A 21,546-nucleotide genomic window follows, 5' to 3' on the forward strand; every position below is an offset into this window, starting at 1 on the left:
TAATCAATCCAGACAGATGAGCCAGATCCTCTCTTAGATTACGCCGCCATCTGTCCCAAAATCCCTGACGACGGACATTCGGTTACTATAAATACGCCATAGAATGTATGTCGCCTAACAGCGAAGGACGGATTGTGCGTTTGGTGGTGATCCCAAATGCCAGCACATGAAAAGTTAAGATGGTTACTGTGATGTGGGCCGACGAAGCCCATGCTAGAGCAGGGACCTTAATGGAGGAAACAAAATGAGCGAGTATCACTACACTGAGTGCGGCTTGCAAAACGTTTTCATCAAGGGTTTGGAACCCGTGGTAGATGCTGATGGCGATCTCTGCATAGAGATTCCTGCCATCAATTATCTGCATAATGCTATTGCCGAGGGTATAATTCGACACCCGTCCGCAATGAGCGGTGCGGAGTTACGCTTCTTGAGGTCAGAAATGGGCTATACGCAAGTAGAACTAGCAGGGCTCATTCACGCCGAAAGACAAACAATTGGTAGGTGGGAGCGAGGCGAATTCGCCATCGACCCATTGGCTGAAACCGTCATCAGGCAACTGGCCGTAGAGAAGCTACTAATCCCTTACGAAGAGGGCCTTGAGAAATTGGTCCGGAGTACGGAGAAGGGTGACGAAAACCAGCCTATCAATATTCAAGCCGATGATGGGCGTTACGAGCTGATTGCTGCCTAGAATGATGCCCTTTGGACTAGAGAATACCCCGCTTCGGCGGGGTTTTTTCTTTCAAAGGCACTAAGTAATCGCCAGCGACACTCTAAAGACAGGCGTCTCAAGGGAACACATATATTGTCCCTTGATTTGATAGCGGTTCCCCCATCCCAATCTTCAAGTTTCGGCGTGATTTCCGTGAACACTTTTCTGCTGCTAGCAACATTGGCCGTTGCCTGCGAAGTCCACTTATAGACGACGCCCAAACCACAGAGGCGCTTTAATACTCCCGCCTCAGTCAACCATAGCCAACAAATATTGAGGGGAGCTCATGTTCAAATTAGCCTGGAGGTTTCAGATGGCGCTTGCGAAATTTTTTTCTCACCTGAGCTTTAACAGTTCGACGGGCTTCATCTCTGGCTATCGAACGGACCAGTTCCAGCAATAGCTCTTTCTGATCGGTATGTTCGGAGGTTTTTTTCCTCATTACCGACGCAAACATAGTTTTTTCTTATCTTCATCTCACTCCGCTCCTCCCATCTACGAATGAGTGCAATTGACCTACTTCTAAGTTGGTTGGTCAACTTTTTCGGGGGGTGTGAAACGGTGGCAATTTAGCCGATACTTAGCGATATACTTGCAAAACAATGAGTTAGGAGTTTCGGTGGGGAGAGAAAAGAAGGGTCTAAATCGAAATTTATTAAATAAAAACAACAACTTAGGTGAATTTTGGTAGCGGAGGAGGGACTTGAACCCCCGACACGCGGATTATGATTCCGCTGCTCTAACCAACTGAGCTACTCCGCCTTGAGTGAGAGGCGATGTAAGCGAGGGGCCCGGGAGGGTCAAGAGGGAAATCAACCAGCCCGAAGATTTCTTTCACGCGTGCCCAGATGGCTTGTTCTTCAAGGACATCCGGGGGGATGTGGTTGCGTCCGTCATCCTGCGGATGAAGGCAGCGCAGATTTCGGGCTCAGTAATCGGAATCATGTGACCGAACGCGTCCAGCTCTTCATAACTCAGCCCGAATTCGGCCATTGTCGGCCCGTGCAGCGGCGGCGACAGTATCGCGTCCTGACGACCATACAGGATGCCCCCGGGGACAGTCAGTTTCGGATAGCGCGCGACCTGCGTGTTTATACTGGCATCGACACCGGCAACGTCCTGAGACGCTGTGATAAAGGCGGAAGGCCGCAGGCCAAGCGCGCCGCCTGCTCGGTCCAGAAAGTCATCAGGCGGGGTCTCTGGGTCAAACGCTGCGCTCAGCGTGTGCGGCGCGGTTTTGGACGCCAGAGGAACGGCGAGCGTGTTGCCGATCAGACTGCGCAGCCATTCGGAGCGGATCTCGAGCGGTTTGAAGATCGCCGGGGTTTCGGGCAGTTTGTGAGTCAGCGGTGCCAGCAGCGCCAGTCCGGCAATCCGGGCCGGATGGTCCAGTGCCATCGCCAATGAAACCGCGCCCCCCAGCGAGTGGCCGACCAGAACGGCGCGGTCCACGCCTTTTTTGTCCAGAAACTCAGCAATCATGCCAGCCTGGTGGGGCAATTGCGCCAGCTCGGCCGTATCGCGCGTTGAATACCCGCATCCCGGCCGGTCCAGCGCGATAACGTGGTAGTCGTCGGCCAGAAGATCCACCAGCGCATAGGTAAAGTGCTGCAACTGCCCGGCCAGGCCATGGATCATGACGATGGTCTGTGCGTCGGGGTTTCCCCTTTCCACATAGTGAATGCTGCCGCCGCGAACGGGTGTGATCTGACCCAGCTGTGGCACGGTTTCAAGACCGTGGCGTGTTATCCTCCGGGTCCACAGGTTCGTGACAAACAGGGCCACGGCAAAGACGGCGATCACGATCAGAACGGTTGTCATTCAACTCTCTCCATTGCCAAGGGCGGCGGGTCTGTATTGTTCCAACCCCGATTGTGCCATGCGTTTCTGGAACTCGGCAACCGTGCCGGGCCAAAGGGTCGTGTTCCGCCCTTCCGCATCCATGTACCACGATGAACAGCCCCCGGCCTGCCAGACGCCGTCCGAGTGGCGGTCGTGCATTTCCCGTGTGAACGCCGCCTGTCTGGCTGAGTCAGGAGTAATCGCGGACAGACCCTTGTGCTGCATCTCGCTCAGGACCCGGCCGATATGGCCAACCTGGGCCTCGATCATCAGCACGACCGAGTTATGCCCCAGCCCGGTATGCGGCCCCAGAAGGAGGAAGAAATTGGGGAAACCCGCAATTGCGGTACCCAGATGCGCGCACATGCCATCCGACCAGGCAGAGCGCAACGTCAGCCCGTCTGTGCCGGTGATGTCCAGACGCTCGACCACGTCGGTTACGTGAAACCCCGTGCCCCAGATCAAGGCATCCGCCTTGGTCTGGGTGCCATCCGCCGCGATGACTGTGTCACCTTCAATTCGGGCGACGCCTTTCGGAACAACGCTGACATTGTCGCGGGCCAGGGTCGGGTACCAATCGTTCGAGCTCAGGATTCGTTTGCAGCCGATCCGGTAGTCGGGGGTCAGAATCCGTTGTTCGGCCGGATCGGTGATGGCGCGCTCCAATGCCTTTCGCCACATTTTCAAGGCAAAATTCACCGCACGTTCCTCACCGCGAAACACGCGGTGGCGAAATTCGAAGATCATGAATATCAACTTGCGCCGAATGCGCGGCAAAATGGGAAACCGGGCGTAAAGGCTGCGCACCCAGGGCGCAATCGGGCCGTCCGGGCGCGGCATCACGTAAGGCGCACTGCGCTGAAAGATCGTGACGTGGCCTGCAATTCTGGCGATTTCGGGTACAAACTGAACAGCGGACGCCCCGGTACCGACGACCGCAACGCTCTTGCCGGTCAGATCGACATCGTGATTCCATTCGGCAGAGTGGAAACTGGGGCCGGGAAACCTGTCTGCGCCGGGGATGTCCGGAATGCTGGGATAATGAAGTGCACCAATGGCCGAGACCAGAAACCGGGCCGACCAGTGCTGACCATCCATCGTTTCAACTTGCCAGCGCGTTCCATCCCACCTAGCCGATTTCAGCTCCTGCCCGAAGTGGCACAGGTCATACAACCCTTCCTGACGCGCGACCTTTTGCAGATAAGCCTGTATTTCTGCGCCACCGGCATACGCGCGGCTCCAATGCGGGTTGAGGTGGGTCGCCATGGAATACAGATGCGATGGCACATCACAGGCGACACCGGGATAGGTGTTTTCGCGCCATGTCCCCCCGATATCATCGGCCTTTTCCAAAATCGCGATATCCTTGATACCGCGTTTGCGGGCCTCAAGCGCCATCGTCAGCCCGGCAAACCCCGCGCCGACGATCAGCATCTCTGTTTTGTGGTGCATGAGTGAGTGCCTTCAGAATCAACCTTACGTTTATCTGTTGCAGATGTATGCACTTGATTGGCTGTGAAGTAGGTCACACAGGGGAAAATGACCGGGCGTCCTTTCGTTACAAATGGATGAAAAAATGGATTGGCTTAACCTTTGTCGCTTCTTGCAAGCACATATCGCAATCAGAGAGGTGGGCGCGCCGCGAATCCGTCAGTTTGTTTCAAAATTGGAGGATTGCCCCTTGACCACTCGCACTGCCACGCGTTCCGGCGGACGTTCTGCCCGCCGTGCCAAACGCTCCGCTCCGAACTTTGACATGCTGCCGGGCCTGACCCGAGGCATCCCGCTGTGCGAGGTCATGGACGCGACCCAGGTTGAGCGCATCGACAATGCGGCGATGGACATTCTGGAGAACGTCGGTGTTCAGTTCCGCGACCCCGTCGCGCTGGAAGACTGGAAAAAAGCCGGAGCCAAGGTTGATGGAGAGCTGGTTTTTCTGGATCGCCACATGGTGCGCGACCTAATCTCGAGCATTCCGGCGCAGTTCACCTATCACGCGCGCGATCCGAAAAAGAACCTGGCGCTGGGGGGCAAGCACGCGATCTTCGTACCGATGACCGGGGCGCCATTCCTACGCGATCTGGACGATGTGCGCCGCAACCCGACGCTGGATGATCTGGCGATGTTCCACAAGCTATCGCACATGATGCCCGCGCTGCACAGCTCGGCCCATCACATTGTCGAGCCCTATGATCACCCGATCAGCCAGCGGCATCTGCGCATCACCTATTCGTCGATGAAATATTCGGACAAGACCTTCATGGGTATGACCACCTCGCCCAGGAACGCCGAGGATGTGATGGATATGTGCGATATCCTGTTCGGCGAAGGTTTCATTGACGATCATCCGGTCACCACCGGCAACTGCAACGGCAACAGCCCGCTGGTCTGGGACGAAACCATGCTGGGTGCGATGCGGGCCTTCTGCCGCCGCAATCAGCCGGTTCTGTGCTCGCCCTTTGTTCTGGGTGGCGCGAACACCCCGGCATCGGTGCCCGCAACCGTGGCACAGCTGACTGCCGAGGCGCTGTCGGCGCTGGCCTATACGCAGGTGATCCGCAAGGGCTGCCCTGCGATCTGGGGGCATTACCTGTCGACCGTTTCGATGAAATCCGGAGCACCCATGGCCGGCACGCCCGAGATCAGCCTGATGAACTTCATGATCGGCCAGATGGCGCGCTTTTACGATGTTCCGTGGCGCACCTCGAACACGCTGGGCGGGGCCAAGACCTTTGACGCGCAGGCAGGCTACGAATCCGCCACGACGCTGAGCGCGGTCATTCACGCCGGGGCCAATTATATCTGGCATTCGGCAGGCTGGAACGAGGCTGGCATGCATTGCTCGGTCGCCAAGTTCGTCGTGGATGCGGAACAATGCGCGATGGCTTACCGCATGGCCGAAGGGCCGAAATGGCACGACTTCGATGAGGCTTTGGCAGCGATTCCGGATGTGGGACCCGGCGGGCATTATCTGGGTCATCCGCACACACAGGACAACTTCCAGACCGCGTTCTTCATGCCGGAACTGTTCGACAACAACTCGATCGAACAATGGGTTGCCGAAGGTGAAATTGAAATCACTGAACGCGCCCTGAAACATGCACGGAAATTGCTGGCCGAATACCAAGAACCCAAACTGGACGAAGCCAGGAACGAAGCGCTTCTGGACTATATCGCCCGCCGTGAAAGGGAAATCCCGGCGGCGGATGAGTTGAACCAGACATACTGATATACACTCCCCTTACTGGCCCGCCCGCATTTCGGGTGGGCCGTTTTTTTTCGGTCAGGACAAGTACAAAAGATGAAGATTGCCGAACTGCACATCCACAGCCACGACCTGCCGGTCAAAAACGGACCCTAAACCATGGCCAATGCCAAGGTCCGGGCGCTGGATTTCACGCTGGTCAAAACCGTCGCTGATAACGGTGCAACCGTTCGGCCCGACCTGCTGGAAGGTGTCTGGCTGGCTTCGCCATATATATCGAAGGCAACTACGATCCCGAAAACGGTATCCAAATCAAAGGCGGGCATATCGAACTGCCAATCGGGCCGGGGCTGGGCGTGGTTCCTGTTGAAGGCCTGATCGGAGCACCTGTCGCATCGGTCCAGCAATGGATGACCTTACGAACCTGAATGGAAAATCGGCTTTGGTCACTGGCGCAACCGGTGGCATCGGGGCGTCAATCGTTCAACGCCCGCACAATGCGGGGGCACGGGTGGGCGCAGCGGCATTGGCCGGGCCATCGCCCAACGTTTGCAGGACGAAGGGGCGCATGACTTCACTGCCCAACGTGGCCAAGACACGGAATTCTACGGCGTCGTTGCGGATTTCACCCTTACCGACAGCCACGCGCAGGTGGTCAGCAAAGTGACTGACCTGGCCGGGCGTCTTGACGTGCTGGTCAACAACGCCGGCATGATGCAGGAAGCCTCGGTCGAGGGGATGAGTCTTGAGGACTGGCACCGCACTCTGACGGTGAACCTGACCACCCCGCTCCTGATGATCAAAGCTGCGCTGCCGTATCTGCGCGACACCAAGGGCACGATCGTCAACATCGGATCCATCGAAGGCTTGGGCAGCAATCCCGGTCACGCCGCCTATTGCACTTCAAAGGCAGGGTTGCACGGCCTGACCCGCGCCGTTGCCGTGGATCACGGGGCCGGGGATATCCGCTGTAACGCCGTTGCGCCGGGATGGATCGATACCGAGTTGAACGAGGATTTCATCGAATCCATGTCCGACCCGTCCGCGTTCCGTCGCGACATCGCCAAGATCCACCCGGTGGCCCGAACAGGGCGGCCTGAAGAAGTTGCCGCGCTCGTCGCGTTTCTGGCGTCTGGGGATGCGGGTTTCATCACCGGGCAGGTCTTTACGATAGATGGTGGACGCATGGCCAAGCTGAGCTTGCCTTGACCTCACTCTTTACCAGATCGCCACTCTTTCCAGATCAAATAGCTGTTCGCCCCAAGCGAGGCGAAGGGCTCGGGCGGCAATCGCGGAAGGTCCGGCTGCGTCAGAAAGTGATCCGCGATCTCTGATCCGCCCTGCATCAGCAGTTCCGCGATGCCCATGCCTTGCAAAGTGCCCCGGGCGATGCCCAGGCCATTCTGACAGCAGGCCGAGAACACGCCCTCCTCCAATTCGCCAAACGCCGCGGATCCGTTGCGGCTGAGGCACAGCATCCCGGCCCAGCGATGTTTCATCTGCACATCCGACAGATGTGGAAAGCGTTCCCGGAACTTGCGGTCATGCACCCAGCCGGCATTGCGCAACCGCATCCGGCTGGTTTCGATCGTCGGGTGAAAACTGGATCCGGTACGGATCAGAATGCGATCCCCGTAGCTGCCCGAAATGCGCCGGACCGAGGTGCCCATCGGATCCGCCGGGGTCACCGACCAGCGCGGTTGTCCGCCCAGTGTCTTGATCTGCGCCTCGGTCAGCGGGGCCGTGATCGAGGCGTAGAGGCAGATATGCATCAACTGCCTCTGGTAGAACCCGAAGCTTTCCAGATGGCCATTGTTGGCCAGGATGATCCGCCCGGTGCTGACCCTGGCCTTGTCGGTGCTGACGATCCAGCCTGTGCCCTGCTTTTCAAAGCTGGTGACAGGAGAGTTTTCAAACACGTCAATCTGACCGGCCAGGCGGTTCGAAAGCGCCCGCACATAAGCTGCCGGCTGGATCATGACCGTCCCCGGCGCAAAAAGCCCCGAAACATAATGCGAGCTGCCCGTGATCTCTTGCATCTGCTTTTGGTCATACAGCGTATGCGGCTCACCCAGTTTGGTCAGATGCCCGGCAAAGGCGCGGTTATGGGCGTCTCCTGCCTTTGTGGCGGCTGCATTGTGTTTGCCGCAAGGGTCGAACATCTCTTGCGGCAGGTCGCAATCGGCGGCGACCTCGGTTGCGAATGCGATGGCCTTACGGTTCAGTGCAATGGCGGCGCGGTCCGCTTCCAACCCATCGCCTGCGTAGTTGTCCGAGGCCAGATCATGCGGCAGGTCGATCATGAACCCCGAGTTCCGCCCCGCCGAACCATCCGCAAATCTACCCGCTTCCAATAGAGCGATCTTTAACGAGGGGTCCAGCTGTTGCAACCGCCGCGCCGTCGTCAGCCCGGCAAACCCACCACCGACAATGGTGACGTCGGCGGTCAGGTTCTGTTCGAGCTCTGGCAGGGGCTCCTGGGGCGGCAGGATGGCATTCCATCCCGCCGGGCCCGTCTGCCGGGGCAGTCTTTTGGCCTCAAAGCGCGTCAATCGACGGCCTCGTCGGCGTCGTCGGAAAGATCAATCCAGATGGTTTTCAGCTGGGTGTACTGATCATGCGCATGGATCGAATTGTCGCGACCGCCAAAGCCCGATTGCTTGTAGCCGCCAAACGGCGTGGTGATGTCGCCTTCGCCGAAACTGTTTACCGTAACAGTCCCTGCCCGAATGGCTCGCGCACCGCGAATGGCCCGCTTGGCGTTGGCGGTGAAGATCGAGGCACACAAGCCGTAGTCAGTGTCATTGGCAATCCTGATCGCTTCGTCAAAGCCCGAGACTTCAATTATGGACAGGACCGGGCCAAAGATCTCCTCTCGGGCCAGCACGGTGTCATTGGCCGGCACTTCGACGACGGTAGCCTCGACAAACCCCTTGTCCGCCTTGCCGCCGATCACCACGTTTTCAGCCTGATCGAGGTATCCGCAGACCTTGTTGTAATGCCCTTCGCTGACCAGCGCGCCCATGCGGGTTTCAGGGTCCAGCGGGTCACCGATGTTCCACTGTTTGGCGTGATGCGTGATGCGTTTCAGCAGTTCGGCTTTCACGTCTTTATGCACGATCAGGCGCGACGAGGCCGAGCAGTTCTCGCCCATGTTCCAGAACGCACCATTCACCACATGCGCCGCCACCCGGTCGAGGTTTTCGGCGTCGTCCATGACGATGGCGGGGTTCTTGCCGCCCATCTCAAGCACCACCTCCTTGGCGTTGCTTTCCGCCGAATAGGTCAGGAACCGCTTGCCCGTCACCGTCGAGCCGGTGAAGGAAACCATGTCGATATCCATGTGCCGCCCGATGGGTTCGCCCACATCGGCCCCTCCGCCCGGTACGATGTTCAGTACGCCGCGGGGAAGGCCAGCCTCCATTGCCAGTTCGGCCAGGCGCAGCGCGGTCAGCGTGGTTTCAGCCGCGGGTTTCACAACCACTGAACATCCCGCCGCCAAGGCAGGTCCTATCTTCCACGCCAGCATCAGCAGTGGGAAGTTCCACGGCAGGACCAACCCTACAACGCCAATGGGTTCACGCACGACCATGGCGATATGGTCGTCACTGGCTGGTGAGACCTGATCGTAAATCTTGTCGATCGCTTCGGCATGCCATTTCAGACAGTGGATGGTTTCGGGCACGTCCACGGTTTCGCAGTCATAGATGGTCTTACCGCTGTCTTTACTTTCCATCACCGCCAGTTCACGGGCGTTGCGGGTCATCAACTTGCAGAGCCGGATCAGCACATCCTTACGCTCGGACGGGTGCATTTTGCTCCAGCGCCCATCGTCAAACGCTTCACGCGCCTTTTCGACCGCAAAGTCGACATCCGCTGCACCGCAGGATGCGATATCCGCCAGCTTGCCGCCCGTAGCCGGGTTCACTGTCTCAAAGGTTTCACCCGTGATCGACGGGCGGAATGCCCCGTCGATGAACGCCCCGGTCGGCAGGTTCAGGCCTGCGGCGATGGATTTGTATTCGTCCTGTGTCAGCAGATCCATATCTCTCACCCCTCAGCCACAATGTCAGCGATTGTCTTCTTGAGCACACGGGTCACCTGTTCCAGCGCGCGCTTGTCATCCTTGTTCAGACCTTTTAGCGGAGGCCGCATCGCGCCCGCGTCAATCCCGTTCATGGTAACGCCATGCTTGATGGTCTGGATGAACTTTCCACCCTGTTCCAACACCCGCATCAGCGGCATCATCGCGGACATGATCCGGCGACCTTTCGCGAAATTGCCTTCAACCACGCAGGCCCGATACAGAGCCACGTGTTCAGCAGGCAGGAAGTTCGACCCGCCGCACACCCAGAACGGCGCGCCCCAGGCAAAGAACTCGAGCGCCTGATCATCCATACCGCAACCAAGTTGGATATGTGGATAGTCGCGGGCCAGCAAATGCACCCGGTTGATATCGCCCGAGCTTTCCTTGATGCCGCAGAAATTCCGGCTGCGGCCCACACGGTCAAGGAACTCTTCGCCCATTATCGTACCGGTGCGGTGCGGGTAGTTGTACAGCATCACAGGCAGATCGGCGGCCCTGTCGATAGCCAGCGCGTTCAACGCATTCTCGCGGTCGGTTGGCACTGAATATGGCGGACTGGCCAGCAGGATTGCGTCTGCGCCGATCTTACGTGCGCCCGAAGCCAGAGCAATAGAATCCGGCGTCAGCATCGCGCCTGTGCCAACCACCAATGGCAACCGGCCCTTCAACTGCTCATGCGTGAATCTGGCCAGTTCCAGCCGTTCTTCCACAGTCTGGGCATAGTTCTCGCCGGTCGAACCACCCGAGATCAGGCCATGCACGCCATTCTCGATCAGGTATTCGATCACGTCGAACAAGGCGTCCCAATTCACGCTGCCATCGTCGTGATAAGGCGTGACCACAGGGGTATAGATCCCCTCAAACTTGAAAATCGGGTTCATTCCGTCCTCATGCAGGTTTCGAAAGGGGCGGGACGCCCATCGGGACATCCAGCGCGTCAGGCATCACGAACAATTCAATCTGATCGCGTGACAGGTTCCAGTGATCTTCCGCCAGCTGCGCCGCCGCCGCTTCATCGCGCGCCTCGATGGCTGCGATAATCGCGTCATGCTGCTGGCTGGCCAGCGACAGGTTTTCCGACATTTCACCAGTCTGTGGCCGATAAAACGTCATACCGATCCGGGCGTGATCGATCAGCAGCCGGTTGAACGAAGGCAGCAGGTAGACATTTCCGGACATTTCGCCCGTCACGTCATGAAAGCGGTTGTTGGCCAAGGCACGGTCCTCGCCGGACCCGGACCGAAGGGCCGCCTTGAAAGCCTGCTGGGCCTCTTTCAAATCATTGATCTGGGCGTTCGTCGCATTCAAAGCCGCCAAACGCAGGATCGCTCCGTATACCATCGGCGCGGCAAGGAAGAAGTCGCGCAGGGTGGTGTAGGACATCTCCGAAACCCGGGCGCTGCGGTTTGTCCGCAAGTCCAGGTAACCCTCGCCAGCCAACTGACGAAACACCTCGCGCAGCGGCGTGCGCGACAGTCCGAATTCGTCCGACAGATGCGCCTCGTCCAGATCGGCGCCCGGGCGCAGGCGCAGCGTCAGGATGGACACTTTCAGGTGCTCTCTTAGCGCGCTTTTGCGAGACTTGGCTTCGTCTTTCATGCTTTGGCCTCATCCTTCTGTTCGGCGTCTGCGGTCGAATCGCGTGCGGTCACAGTTTTGTATTCTATAAAAATACAACTTGTATACAATTAAAATTCGTGCAGCATGGAAGCCGGCGAAATAGACTCATGTTTTGGGCGTTGTCCCAGCTTGCAAACGGTATTGCTCATGCCTCAGACGCGGCACATCACATTCATCCTTGTCGAGGAGTTTTCGCATCTTGCGTTTTCATGCGCGGTCGAACCGTTGCGGATCGCCAATCTGGTGAGTGGTGAAGAACTGTACCGCTGGTCTATTGTGTCCGAACATGGCGAGCAGGCCGTGTGCTCGAACGGATCCGTCACGCTGGTGCATTCCGGTCTTCAGGGTCTGGCCAAATGTGATCAGCTGTTTGTCCTGTCGGGCATTCACATGCGTGACCACGTCACACGCCCTCTGCTTGCAACCCTGCGCCGCGAACGCGCGCGCGGTACGAAAATCGGCGCCCTGTGCTCGGGGGCATGGGTGCTGGCCAAGGCTGGTTTTCTTGACGGAATGCAGGCAGCGATCCACTGGGAGTACCACGACGCGTTCATGGAGGCCTTTCCCGAGGTCAATCTGGTGCGCAGCGTGTTCGTGGCCGATGAAAAGCACATTACCGCATCTGGCGGGACCGCAACGGCTGACCTGATGCTGCATCTGATCGAACGCGATCACGGCGAGGAACTGGCCATCGATGTGGCGGATCAGATGGTCTATAACGCGGTACGCAATGCCACGGCCAAACAAAGGGTTTCCCTTCAGTCACGCAACGGTATGCGCAATGCGCACCTCGCCAAGGCGATCACCATCATGCAGGGCAGTATTGAAACCCCGGTTTCCCCCTCGTTCATCGCGGAAAAGCTTGGCATTTCAACGCGGCAGCTTGAGCGGTTGTTTGGAAAATACCTGAACACGTCACCCAAGAAGTACTTCATGGAAATGCGGCTGGAGCGCGCCCAGAAACTGTTGCTTCAGACCGAAGCGTCCGTCACCGAGGTCGCCGTGGCCTGCGGATTTGAAAACCCGGGCCATTTTTCGCGTGTCTACAGGTCAAGCTTTGGCGTTACCCCGCACGCGCAGCGCAACAAGATCGACTGACATTGTCTGGTGGTGGATTTGCCCCGACCGATACGGCAGGGGATGCCGCGCTTCATCGGCCTATAACGGGCCTGAACGGGCATCCCCCTAACCCTGCCGAGATACCCCCTCATTAAAACCGGACTAGTCAACAGATCGGCAGGATGATGAACCTATAGATCTGGATATTGGCATAAGTTTTGCGAGAACTTGTCATACATGAGTTTCTTGTGCCCTTATTCGTTAATCTTTGCCTCAATTCGAGACTGCTGATTCAGCGAAATCCGGCACCCACGAAGACCATAACCAATTGCAACAAAACTACAAATGATGGACTTCGTTCCTTTGTTGCTTTCAGGCCCGCGCCGGGGACCAGCTTTTCTGGTTTCAATCTGGCGTGTTCGATTTCCGCGCGGCGTCCCGGACATGGACGGGGTAGTCTTGGGTCAACAACATCGGTTCTGCATTTGAAACGCCAAACAGGCGTCCAAGTGCCATCTCTAGCGGATCTGCGCCACATCCAGACTAGGCGCGGCACGGGTGATTTCGTGGGTGCTGGTCGCTGCGTCTGATCCGACGCGAACGTTCAGCTTCCTTGTCCCGCTGAACCGCTGGAAATACGCAAATTCTATTGTGTTCAGCGCATCCATATTCTGACATTGAACAACGTAATCGGCCTGGAATTCCGAATGTTCATCCGGCGCGGATGACGCGACCCCTTCACCCGCGGTGTCCTGGCTCCCCGAGATATCATGCGTCAGGATAACATTGGCGGAAACGGTAAAGCACACAGCCTCGGACGGGACGACAAACAGATCCAGCGGCTTGGACAGTTCGGAAATCGCGATGGCGACTCGTGTACGCTCGTCGTCATTTGCCACCGGGGTTTCGAACCCGATGATATCAATGCTTGGAACCCTGAGGGACAGCGAAAAATCGGTATCTGTGAGCACGATATCCAATTGGCCGGACCCATGGTGATGGGTGGACGTGATCTGCGTCTCCTGAGCAGCAAGAGCTGCCGGGAAGAGAGACAAGGCCAGAACAGAGCACTTCATTAACCAACAACCGCCTAGAACAGAATCACAACAGTGATTTTAACGCGAATCACCCGCCACGCAATGTTAACCCTCGGATCGGAGCCCGCCAGATATGGGGAGGCTTGCTGGGTTCAACAGCTCCCACTTATATCCGACAATAAAACTCAGGTTGACATTATTGACTAAATAACTCAGTTATTTCTCCGCGAAAACCGCGGGGTATTCCCGCACGATCCGACAGTTCTGACAGGAAAGCACCAAACTCCTATGACCAAGTTATTCACCACTGCCAGCGCTCTGACGTTTTTCATGGCAACCACCGCAATCTCGGGTGATGCCCCCACCAAGGCGGATGTACTGAACACCTATGCCAATATTGCGGAAGCCAAATTTGAAGACAGCCTGATTTCAGCCAGGAAGTTGCAGGATGCGGTCAACGCACTGATCGCCGATCCGTCGGACGCAACGCTGAACGCGGCGCGCGCGGCCTGGGTTGCTGCGCGTGTCCCTTATCAGCAAACGGAAGTCTATCGCTTCGGCAATGCCATCGTTGATGACTGGGAAGGCAAGGTGAACGCCTGGCCTTTGGATGAAGGTTTGATCGACTATGTTGACGCGGCTTATGGCGGCGCGACGGACGAAAACGAGTTTGCTGTGCTGAACGTCATCGCCAATCCCAGCTTCCAACTGTCGGGCGAGACCATTGATGCCGGCGAAATTACCCCCGAACTGCTGAGTGACACGTTGCACGAAGCAGATGGTATCGAGGCGAACGTCGCAACCGGCTATCACGCCATTGAATTCCTTCTGTGGGGCCAGGACATGAACGGCCATGGCGCCGGTGCCGGCAACCGCCCGGCCACCGATTACGCGCAGGACGAGGACTGTACCGGCGGCCATTGTGACCGTCGTGCACAATACCTGAGCGCTGCGACCGAACTGCTGGTCAGCGACTTGGCATGGATGGCGGATCAGTGGAAAGACGGCGGTGCGGCACGCGCAGCCTTGATGGAGAACGAAGCAGAAGGTGTCAGCGCGATCCTGACCGGCATGGGCTCTTTGTCGTATGGTGAGCAAGCCGGTGAACGCATGCGCCTTGGCCTGATGCTGAACGATCCCGAGGAGGAGCATGACTGCTTCTCGGACAACACACATAACAGCCATTACTTTGACGGCCTGGGCATTCAGAACGTCTATCTGGGCAGCTATACCCGCATCGATGGCACCCCGGTTTCGGGCGCGTCTCTGGCCGATCTGGTCATCGCCACCGATCCGGCGCTGGATACCGAGATGAAAGCGAAACTGGCCGCCACCATGCAGGCCCTGGGCAAGATCAAGACAACAGCCGAGGCAGGATTTGCCTACGACCAGATGCTTGAGCGCGGCAACAAAGGCGGTGAGGCCCTGATTATGGGCGGCGTCAACGGTCTGGTCGATCAGACCAAGACCATCGAGCGCATCGTTACCGCGCTGGAGCTGGACGGGGTTGCGTTTGAAGGGTCAGACAGCCTGGATAACCCGGACGCCGTCTTCCATTGATTCCCAAGCGGGCCGGAGGGGGTTGCTTTCCGGCCCGAGCAACCCTTTCTGATCGTCTGTAAAGGCGGCGAAACGAGCCAAGACCAATGATTGTCTGCCACTGTACCAACATATCCGATCACGACATCCGCGCAGCCATTGACTGGATGCGCAGAGCAGACCCGCGAACCATCATCACCCCCGGCAAAATCTACCATGCCCTTGGGAAGTCGGCGGATTGCGGCGGGTGCATGCCGCTGTTCCTAGACACAATGCAGGCAGCCAGTAATCTGGACGTACCGATGCAACTCCGCACATTGCGTGCCGGAGCAACACAGGAGAAAGCTGATGAAGGGCGATCCAAAGGTCATCGAATATCTGAACAAATCTCTGCGGCATGAACTTACGGCCGTAAGCCAGTATTGGCTGCATTACCGCCTGCAGGAAGACTGGGGGCTTGGCCATATGGCCAAGAAAAGCCGCGAGGAAAGCATCGAAGAGATGGGCCACGCGGACAAGTTGATCGAACGGATCATATTTTTGGAAGGCCACCCCAACCTTCAGAAGCTGGACCCATTGCGGATCGGTCAGACACCGAAGGAAACGCTGGAATGCGACCTGGCCGCCGAAATTGACGCAAGGGCTCTTTACAAGGAAGCGCGCGACTATTGTCGGGAGGCCGGCGACTATGTCTCCATGTCGCTGTTCGAACAGTTGATGTCCGATGAAGAGGGACATATCGACTTCCTCGAAACGCAGCTCGACCTGTATGAAAGGATCGGCGAAGCCAATTATGCGCAACTCAACGCATCGAAAATGGACGAAGGCGAGTAGCCTTCTTGCCTTGTCGGTGGTCGCCCTCGCGGCCACCCCTTCCCTGTCAGCCGAGCTGCGGGACCTGCATCTGAATTTCACCCCCCGCACCGACGAGGAACGCGCCCGCATTGCGGCCGTGACCGCGCCCCCGCAGGATTATGGCGTGTCGCAGCCGTTCGAAGAACTCTCTGCCGGGGCGGCGACTGTCCGGGTCCGCAACGACGCGGATGCGTTTTCACAACCCTCAGGCAACCTGAGCTTCGAAAAGGAGTTGGAGTTCAAAGTCGGCAACGGGTTGTTCAAGAAAATCTGGGTTTCGTCACCATCATCCACGTTGGCCTCTGACGGCTTGGGGCCGCTATATAACGCGCGATCCTGCCAGCGTTGCCACATCAAGGATGGGCGCGGGCACACCCCAAACGGACCTGATGACAACGCGGTCTCAATGTTTCTTCGGGTCTCGATTCCCGACACGCCAGAAGACGGGTATGCCGGCATAGATGATTACATCGCCACCCTGCCCGAACCCAACTATGGCGGGCAGATGCAGGACTTCGCGCTGGCCGGGCATCCGGCGGAATATCGGCTGAGTATTTCGTATGAGGAAATCCGCATCGAGCTTTCTGACGGTGAAACCGCCGCTCTGCGCCGCCCGACCTATCGGGCGGATGAGCTGGGGTATGGCCCGCTGCACCCCGATGCGATGCTGAGCCCGCGGGTCGCACCGCAGATGATCGGGCTTGGGCTGCTGGAGGCGATCCCGGTCGACGACCTGCTGGCCAAGGCTGACCCCGATGACGTGGATGGGAATGGCATCTCGGGCCGTCCGAACATCGTCTGGTCTGTTGAATACGGTGCGCCCATGATGGGACGGTTTGGGCACAAGGCAGGCATGCCGACAGTCATGGAGCTATCTGCCGCAGCCTTTGCCGGGGATATCGGTATTTCAAGCCCGCTTTACCCGGCACCTCAGGGGGACTGCACGAACTTGCAGGTGAACTGCGTCGAGGCCCCGCATGGCGACACCGATACCCGCGAGTTCGAGATCGATCAGCAGAGCATGGACCTGGTGGATTTCTACAGCCGAAATCTGGGTGTGCCCGGTCGCCGAGACGTAGACGATCCCGACGTGCTCCGCGGCAAAGAGGTGTTTCACACCACTGGCTGCGCATCGTGTCATACTCCGGCCCATGTCACCCACCGGCTGGAAGATCGGCCCGAGCACAGTTTTCAGCTGATCTGGCCTTATACCGACCTGCTGCTGCATGACATGGGCGAAGATCTGGCGGATCACCGCCCCGAGGCCCGCGCGACGGGTCGCGAATGGCGGACGCCGCCGCTGTGGGGCATAGGTCTGACCAAACGCGTCTCGGGCCACACGCAGTTTCTGCATGATGGGCGAGCACGCAATCTGCTCGAGGCGATACTGTGGCACGGGGGCGAAGCCCAGGCCGCGCGGGATGCAATTGTGTCAATGCCGAAAACTGACCGCGACGCCCTAATCCGTTTTCTGGAGAGCCTCTGACCCATGCGTATTCTTACCCTTGTTGCCGCGTTGATGATGCCGCTTGCCACCCAAGCGCAGGATCATGCACCGATTCTGATGGACGTGACGGAGACACATATCCTGCCCCGGTTCGGCAAACTGCCGGAAACAGCCGGTGCTCTGGTCAGTGCATCACGGGTGGATTGCGATCCGACCTCACCGGCGCTGCGAGCTGCTTATGATGCGGCCTTCGACAGCTGGATTTCCGCCAGCCACCTGCGGTTCGGTCCAACCGAGGTCGACGATCGTGCGTTTGCCATGGCGTTCTGGCCCGATACGAAAGGGTTCACCTCAAAGGCCCTGTCCCAGCATATCGCGGCCGAGGATGACGCCGTGCAAGACCCGAAAGCCTATGCCGAGACATCCATAGCGGGGCGCGGATTCTTTGCGCTCGAACGGATGCTGTTCGATCCCGTCTTTGCAGACCAGGGCAACACGGAATACCGCTGCGCGCTGATTCAGGCGATCTCGGCAGACATTGATGCCAATGCCCGGGCGATGGCCGAGGACTGGCAAGGCTATGCCCCCAGCCTGACGCGGCCCGACGAGAACAGCCGCTACCGAACACAGGACGAAGCCATGCAGGAGCTGTTCAAGGCTTTGTCCACGGGTCTTGAATTCACGGCCGACACACGGCTTGGTCGCCCGTTGGGCACGTTCGATCGCCCGCGCCCCAACCGCGCCGAAGCGTGGCGGTCGGAGCGGTCATTGCGCCATGTCGAGCTTTCGCTGATGGCCCTTCGTGATCTTGCGGCGCGGTTGGCCTTTGATCACCCCGAAATTGCCGCCGATCTGGATGCCGCCTTTGCGCGCGCGATCGAGAACGCCCAATCCATCGAAGACCCTGCTCTGGCCGGAGTCGCGGACCCACAAGCCCGGGTCCGAATCGAGGCCCTGCAACAGTCTATCCATGACATCCGTGCCATTGCTTCATCCGAACTTGGCCCGACACTGGGCATCAGCGCAGGCTTCAATTCGCTGGATGGGGACTGAACAATGACATCGCGTCGCCGCTTCCTTGCAGGGCTTGCCGCAACCTCTCTGCCTCCGATCCATGGATGGGCCTCGGTGGGCAGGCCGGAGTTTCTGGCCGCAGGGTTGTTTCCGGATGATTCGTATCGACTGGCCGGGCTGGATGCACTGGGAACACTCCTCTTTTCCGTGCCCCTGCCCGCGCGTGGGCATGCGGCGGCGGCGCATCCGGTCAAGGCACAGGCCGTTGCCTTTGCGCGCCGTCCGGGCACCTTTGCCGTGGTGATTGATTGCGTGACGGGATCACCGGTCGCGCGGCTGATGACGCCGGAAGGTCGGCATTTCTATGGTCACGGTACTTTTTCAGCCGATGGCGCGATTTTCTTCGCCACGGAAAACGATTACGAGGCTGGAGAAGGTATCATAGGCGTCTGGGACGCAGAAACCTTTGCGCGCTTGGGCGAATTCCCGTCCGGCGGGGTCGGGCCGCATGACATGCGGCTGATGCCGGGGGGAAAAACGCTTGTGATTGCCAATGGCGGGATCGAAACCCACCCCGAAACCGGGCGCACGAAGCTGAACCTGCCGACGATGGGGCCCAATCTGACATACCTTTCCCTGTCGGGCCTGGTTCAGGAACAGGTGTCGCTTACGCCTGCGCTTCACAAGAACTCGATCCGCCATCTGGCGGTCCGTCGCGACGGGCTGGTGGGCTTTGCGATGCAGTGGCAGGGCAGCAAAGCCGAACATCCGCCTTTGCTGGGTCTGCACCGTCAGGGGGAGACCCCGCACCTTCTGTCAGCGCCTGTGCAGGATCAGAGCCCGCTACAGGGTTATGCGGGCAGCATCGCGTTCTCGGCGGATGGCGCAACTATCGCCATCACCTGCCCGCGCGGCAACGCGCTGCATCGGTTCGATGTGGCCAGTGGCACATTCAGGGATGCATTCGAACTTCAGGATGTCTGCGGTCTTGGATCCGGCATCAGCGGTTTGGTTTTCACCACCGGAACCGGTGTGTTTGGCGCGTTGACCACTGCGCCCCCTGTGATCCGGTCCCGCGCGAAGTGTCAGTGGGACAACCACCTGATCCCGATCCGTCGCCCTGCGTAAAACTCGGTTTTCTCTGGCACATAGTTTACACTTGGAAGAATCAAACAGCTGCCGTATTGGCGGTCGCGAAACTGGCACTCCTAGGTTAAGGACCGACTTGATTGAAACAGACGCCGGACGCACCGCATTCCATCTACGGGGTTGAAAAATGGGGCAAAGGCCTCATCGAGGTGACGGAGCGGGGCGAAATCGGTCTGCGGAATCCCCTGGCGCCCGACGTTGATGCGATCAGCTTGCCCGGCATTCTCAGCGACCTGGACGACCGCGGCATCAAGGCCCCGATGGTTCTGCGCGTCTCTTCCTACCTGGAACACGAGATCGCGCATCTGAACGAAAGCTTCCGGGATGCTATCGCCCGCGTGGGCTACAGGGGCAGCTATCGCGGTGTGTTCCCGATCAAGGTGAACCAGCAGGCACAGGTCGTCGACCGGATCGTCGAATTCGGCAAGAAATACAACTATGGGCTCGAGGCCGGGTCCAAACCCGAATTGGTGATCGCGCTGGCGCATCGCCTGGCCAGCGAAGCGCTGATCGTGTGCAACGGGGTCAAGGATGCCGAGTTCATCCAACTGGCAACCCTTTCCCGCAAGATCGGCTTCAACACGGTGATCGTTCTGGAAAGCCCGAAAGAGGCCGACACGGTGATCGAAGTCTACAAGGAATTGGGGATCGAACCGCTGATTGGTGTGCGGGTGAAACTGACCAACCAGATCAGTGGCAAATGGGAAGAAAGCTCGGGTGACCGGTCAGCCTTTGGCATGAACACCGATCAACTGGTGACCACTGTGGACAAGCTGCGCGACGCGGGCCTACTGCATTGCCTGAAATTGCAGCACTCGCATCTGGGATCGCAGGTACAGGACGTCAACGACGTGCGCCGCGCGGTGGGCGAGGCCTGCCGCTATTACACCGAACTGACCCGCGAGGGCGTGCCACTGACCCATCTGGATCTGGGCGGTGGCATGGGGGTGGATTACACCGGTGAAAAGAAGGCGGCTGAAAACTCGATCAACTACACGGTCGAGGAATACTGCGCCAATGTCGTGGAAACCGTGGCCTACGCGATGGATGAGGCCGGGATCGACCACCCCACGCTGGTCACCGAAAGCGGTCGTGCTGTGGTGGCGACGTCGTCGATGCTGGTGTTCAACGTGTTGGAAAGCACATTGTACGATGCGCCCAACGGCCCGGAGGTTGAACCCGACGATCATCACATGGTTTCGGACCTTGCCGCGGTGCACGGCTATCTCAGCAAAGATCGGCTTCAGGAATGCTGGAACGACGCCAATTTCTACCGCAACGAATTGCGCGCCCTGTTCCGCCGTGGGTACGTAGACCTGCGCCAGATGGCCCGCGCCGAACGGATCTATCTGTCGCTGATGGCCCGCCTCAAGGCACTGGCAGCCAGTGACGATCTGGAAACCGACGTGGACGACCAGCTCGAGAAAGTGGCCGATATCTACCACTGCAACTTTTCGCTGTTCCAATCCCTGCCCGACGTCTGGGCGATCGACCAGCTGCACCCAATTGTGCCGTTGCAGGGGCTGAACAAGACGCCAGACCGCCGCGCGGTTCTGTCCGACATCACCTGCGACAGCGACGGCAAGATCGACCGGTTCATTCTGGCTGATGGCGTCTCGCCCAGCTTGCCGGTGCATTCCCTGCCGGAAGAGGATGAATACTTCATGGGCGTCTTCTTCGTCGGCGCTTATCAGGAAACACTCGGCGATCTGCACAACTTGTTTGGCGACACCAACGTTGTCACAATCGACCTCCGCTCCGACGGTGGTTTTGATCTGCTGCACGAGCAAGAAGGCGACACGATCAGCCAGGTGCTGTCTTATGTCGAGTTCGATCCGACCGACTGCGTCGCCGCCTTCCGCAAAATGGTGGACGAGGCGATCTCGACCGGTACTCTGAAAGCTAAGGACCGCAAAACCCTGATGAGCGCCTATCGCGACTCGATCAACGGCTACACCTATTACGAATAACCCCTTGAGA

At 58.5% G+C, this 21,546-nt stretch carries 19 protein-coding genes and 1 tRNA gene; 12 read left to right on the top strand and 8 right to left on the bottom strand.

The window, feature by feature from the left end; genetic code table 11:
• Positions 1 to 244 precede the first annotated feature (244 nt).
• On the top strand, positions 245 to 691 hold the full coding sequence (locus tag AC2FJB_RS12730; RefSeq protein ID WP_496718819.1) for a helix-turn-helix domain-containing protein: 447 nt from the start codon (positions 245 to 247) through the stop codon (positions 689 to 691).
• 706 nt (positions 692 to 1,397) lie between these two features.
• Here AC2FJB_RS12730 and AC2FJB_RS12735 read toward each other — a convergent pair.
• From AC2FJB_RS12735 to AC2FJB_RS12745, 3 genes are all read right to left on the bottom strand, one after another.
• Positions 1,398 to 1,474 (bottom strand) — tRNA-Met (locus tag AC2FJB_RS12735).
• 72 nt (positions 1,475 to 1,546) lie between these two features.
• On the bottom strand, positions 1,547 to 2,533 hold the full coding sequence (locus tag AC2FJB_RS12740; RefSeq protein ID WP_496718818.1) for an alpha/beta fold hydrolase: 987 nt from the start codon (positions 2,531 to 2,533) through the stop codon (positions 1,547 to 1,549).
• On the bottom strand, positions 2,534 to 4,006 hold the full coding sequence (locus tag AC2FJB_RS12745; RefSeq protein WP_496718817.1) for a flavin-containing monooxygenase: 1,473 nt from the start codon (positions 4,004 to 4,006) through the stop codon (positions 2,534 to 2,536).
• Positions 4,007 to 4,235: 229 nt separating this feature from the next.
• On the opposite strand from AC2FJB_RS12745, the gene AC2FJB_RS12750 reads away from it, so the two are divergent.
• The 3 genes from AC2FJB_RS12750 (at position 4,236) to AC2FJB_RS12760 (ending at position 6,968) form a co-directional block, all read left to right on the top strand.
• Complete coding sequence (locus AC2FJB_RS12750) at positions 4,236 to 5,783, top strand: trimethylamine methyltransferase family protein (RefSeq protein WP_496718816.1); 1,548 nt, start codon at positions 4,236 to 4,238, stop codon at positions 5,781 to 5,783.
• Between the two features lie 135 nt (positions 5,784 to 5,918).
• Positions 5,919 to 6,137, top strand: a complete 219-nt coding sequence (locus AC2FJB_RS12755; RefSeq protein ID WP_496718814.1) for a hypothetical protein — start codon at positions 5,919 to 5,921, stop codon at positions 6,135 to 6,137.
• A 171-nt stretch (positions 6,138 to 6,308) separates the two neighbouring features.
• Complete coding sequence (locus AC2FJB_RS12760; RefSeq protein WP_496718813.1) at positions 6,309 to 6,968, top strand: SDR family NAD(P)-dependent oxidoreductase; 660 nt, start codon at positions 6,309 to 6,311, stop codon at positions 6,966 to 6,968.
• A gap of 2 nt (positions 6,969 to 6,970) precedes the next feature.
• Here AC2FJB_RS12760 and AC2FJB_RS12765 read toward each other — a convergent pair whose 3' ends face one another.
• The 4 genes from AC2FJB_RS12765 to AC2FJB_RS12780 are packed head-to-tail and all read right to left on the bottom strand — an operon-like array spanning position 6,971 to position 11,445.
• Positions 6,971 to 8,311, bottom strand: a complete 1,341-nt coding sequence (locus tag AC2FJB_RS12765; protein WP_496718812.1) for an NAD(P)/FAD-dependent oxidoreductase — start codon at positions 8,309 to 8,311, stop codon at positions 6,971 to 6,973.
• Positions 8,308 to 9,804, bottom strand: coding sequence for an aldehyde dehydrogenase (locus tag AC2FJB_RS12770; protein ID WP_496718811.1), 1,497 nt, complete (start codon positions 9,802 to 9,804; stop codon positions 8,308 to 8,310). Before AC2FJB_RS12770 ends, AC2FJB_RS12765 begins: the two co-directional genes overlap by 4 nt.
• Positions 9,805 to 9,809: 5 nt before the next feature.
• Complete coding sequence (locus AC2FJB_RS12775) at positions 9,810 to 10,727, bottom strand: dihydrodipicolinate synthase family protein (protein WP_496718810.1); 918 nt, start codon at positions 10,725 to 10,727, stop codon at positions 9,810 to 9,812.
• Positions 10,728 to 10,734: 7 nt separating this feature from the next.
• Positions 10,735 to 11,445 carry a GntR family transcriptional regulator gene (locus AC2FJB_RS12780; RefSeq protein WP_496683481.1) on the bottom strand — a complete coding sequence of 237 codons (711 nt, stop codon included), beginning with the start codon at positions 11,443 to 11,445 and terminating at the stop codon, positions 10,735 to 10,737.
• A gap of 168 nt (positions 11,446 to 11,613) precedes the next feature.
• Here AC2FJB_RS12780 and AC2FJB_RS12785 point away from each other — a divergent pair, with 168 nt between their 5' ends.
• Entirely contained in the window at positions 11,614 to 12,564 is a 951-nt protein-coding gene (locus tag AC2FJB_RS12785; protein WP_496718809.1) for a GlxA family transcriptional regulator, read from the top strand.
• Positions 12,565 to 13,043: 479 nt separating this feature from the next.
• Here AC2FJB_RS12785 and AC2FJB_RS12790 read toward each other — a convergent pair whose 3' ends face one another.
• A complete protein-coding gene (locus AC2FJB_RS12790) occupies positions 13,044 to 13,601 on the bottom strand; it encodes a ZrgA family zinc uptake protein (protein ID WP_496718808.1) in 558 nt (185 codons plus the stop codon).
• 249 nt (positions 13,602 to 13,850) lie between these two features.
• On the opposite strand from AC2FJB_RS12790, the gene AC2FJB_RS12795 reads away from it, so the two are divergent.
• From AC2FJB_RS12795 to speA, 7 genes are all read left to right on the top strand, one after another.
• A complete protein-coding gene (locus AC2FJB_RS12795) occupies positions 13,851 to 15,122 on the top strand; it encodes an imelysin family protein (protein WP_496718807.1) in 1,272 nt (423 codons plus the stop codon).
• A gap of 86 nt (positions 15,123 to 15,208) precedes the next feature.
• Positions 15,209 to 15,502, top strand: coding sequence for a (2Fe-2S)-binding protein (locus AC2FJB_RS12800; protein WP_496683471.1), 294 nt, complete (start codon positions 15,209 to 15,211; stop codon positions 15,500 to 15,502).
• Positions 15,450 to 15,935, top strand: coding sequence for a bacterioferritin (gene bfr / locus AC2FJB_RS12805; protein ID WP_117868071.1), 486 nt, complete (start codon positions 15,450 to 15,452; stop codon positions 15,933 to 15,935). The genes AC2FJB_RS12800 and bfr overlap by 53 nt, the downstream gene beginning before the upstream one ends.
• Positions 15,895 to 17,442: a di-heme oxidoreductase family protein gene (locus AC2FJB_RS12810; protein ID WP_496718806.1), complete on the top strand. Its 1,548-nt coding sequence runs from the start codon at positions 15,895 to 15,897 to the stop codon at positions 17,440 to 17,442. Before bfr ends, AC2FJB_RS12810 begins: the two co-directional genes overlap by 41 nt.
• Before the next feature lie 3 nt (positions 17,443 to 17,445).
• Complete coding sequence (locus AC2FJB_RS12815) at positions 17,446 to 18,456, top strand: imelysin family protein (RefSeq protein ID WP_496718805.1); 1,011 nt, start codon at positions 17,446 to 17,448, stop codon at positions 18,454 to 18,456.
• Between the two features lie 3 nt (positions 18,457 to 18,459).
• On the top strand, positions 18,460 to 19,545 hold the full coding sequence (locus tag AC2FJB_RS12820; protein ID WP_496718804.1) for a DUF1513 domain-containing protein: 1,086 nt from the start codon (positions 18,460 to 18,462) through the stop codon (positions 19,543 to 19,545).
• Positions 19,546 to 19,646: 101 nt separating this feature from the next.
• Positions 19,647 to 21,536 carry a biosynthetic arginine decarboxylase gene (gene speA / locus AC2FJB_RS12825; protein ID WP_496718803.1) on the top strand — a complete coding sequence of 630 codons (1,890 nt, stop codon included), beginning with the start codon at positions 19,647 to 19,649 and terminating at the stop codon, positions 21,534 to 21,536.
• Positions 21,537 to 21,546 lie beyond the last annotated feature (10 nt).

Source organism: Ruegeria sp. CDSC085 (genome assembly GCF_059610465.1).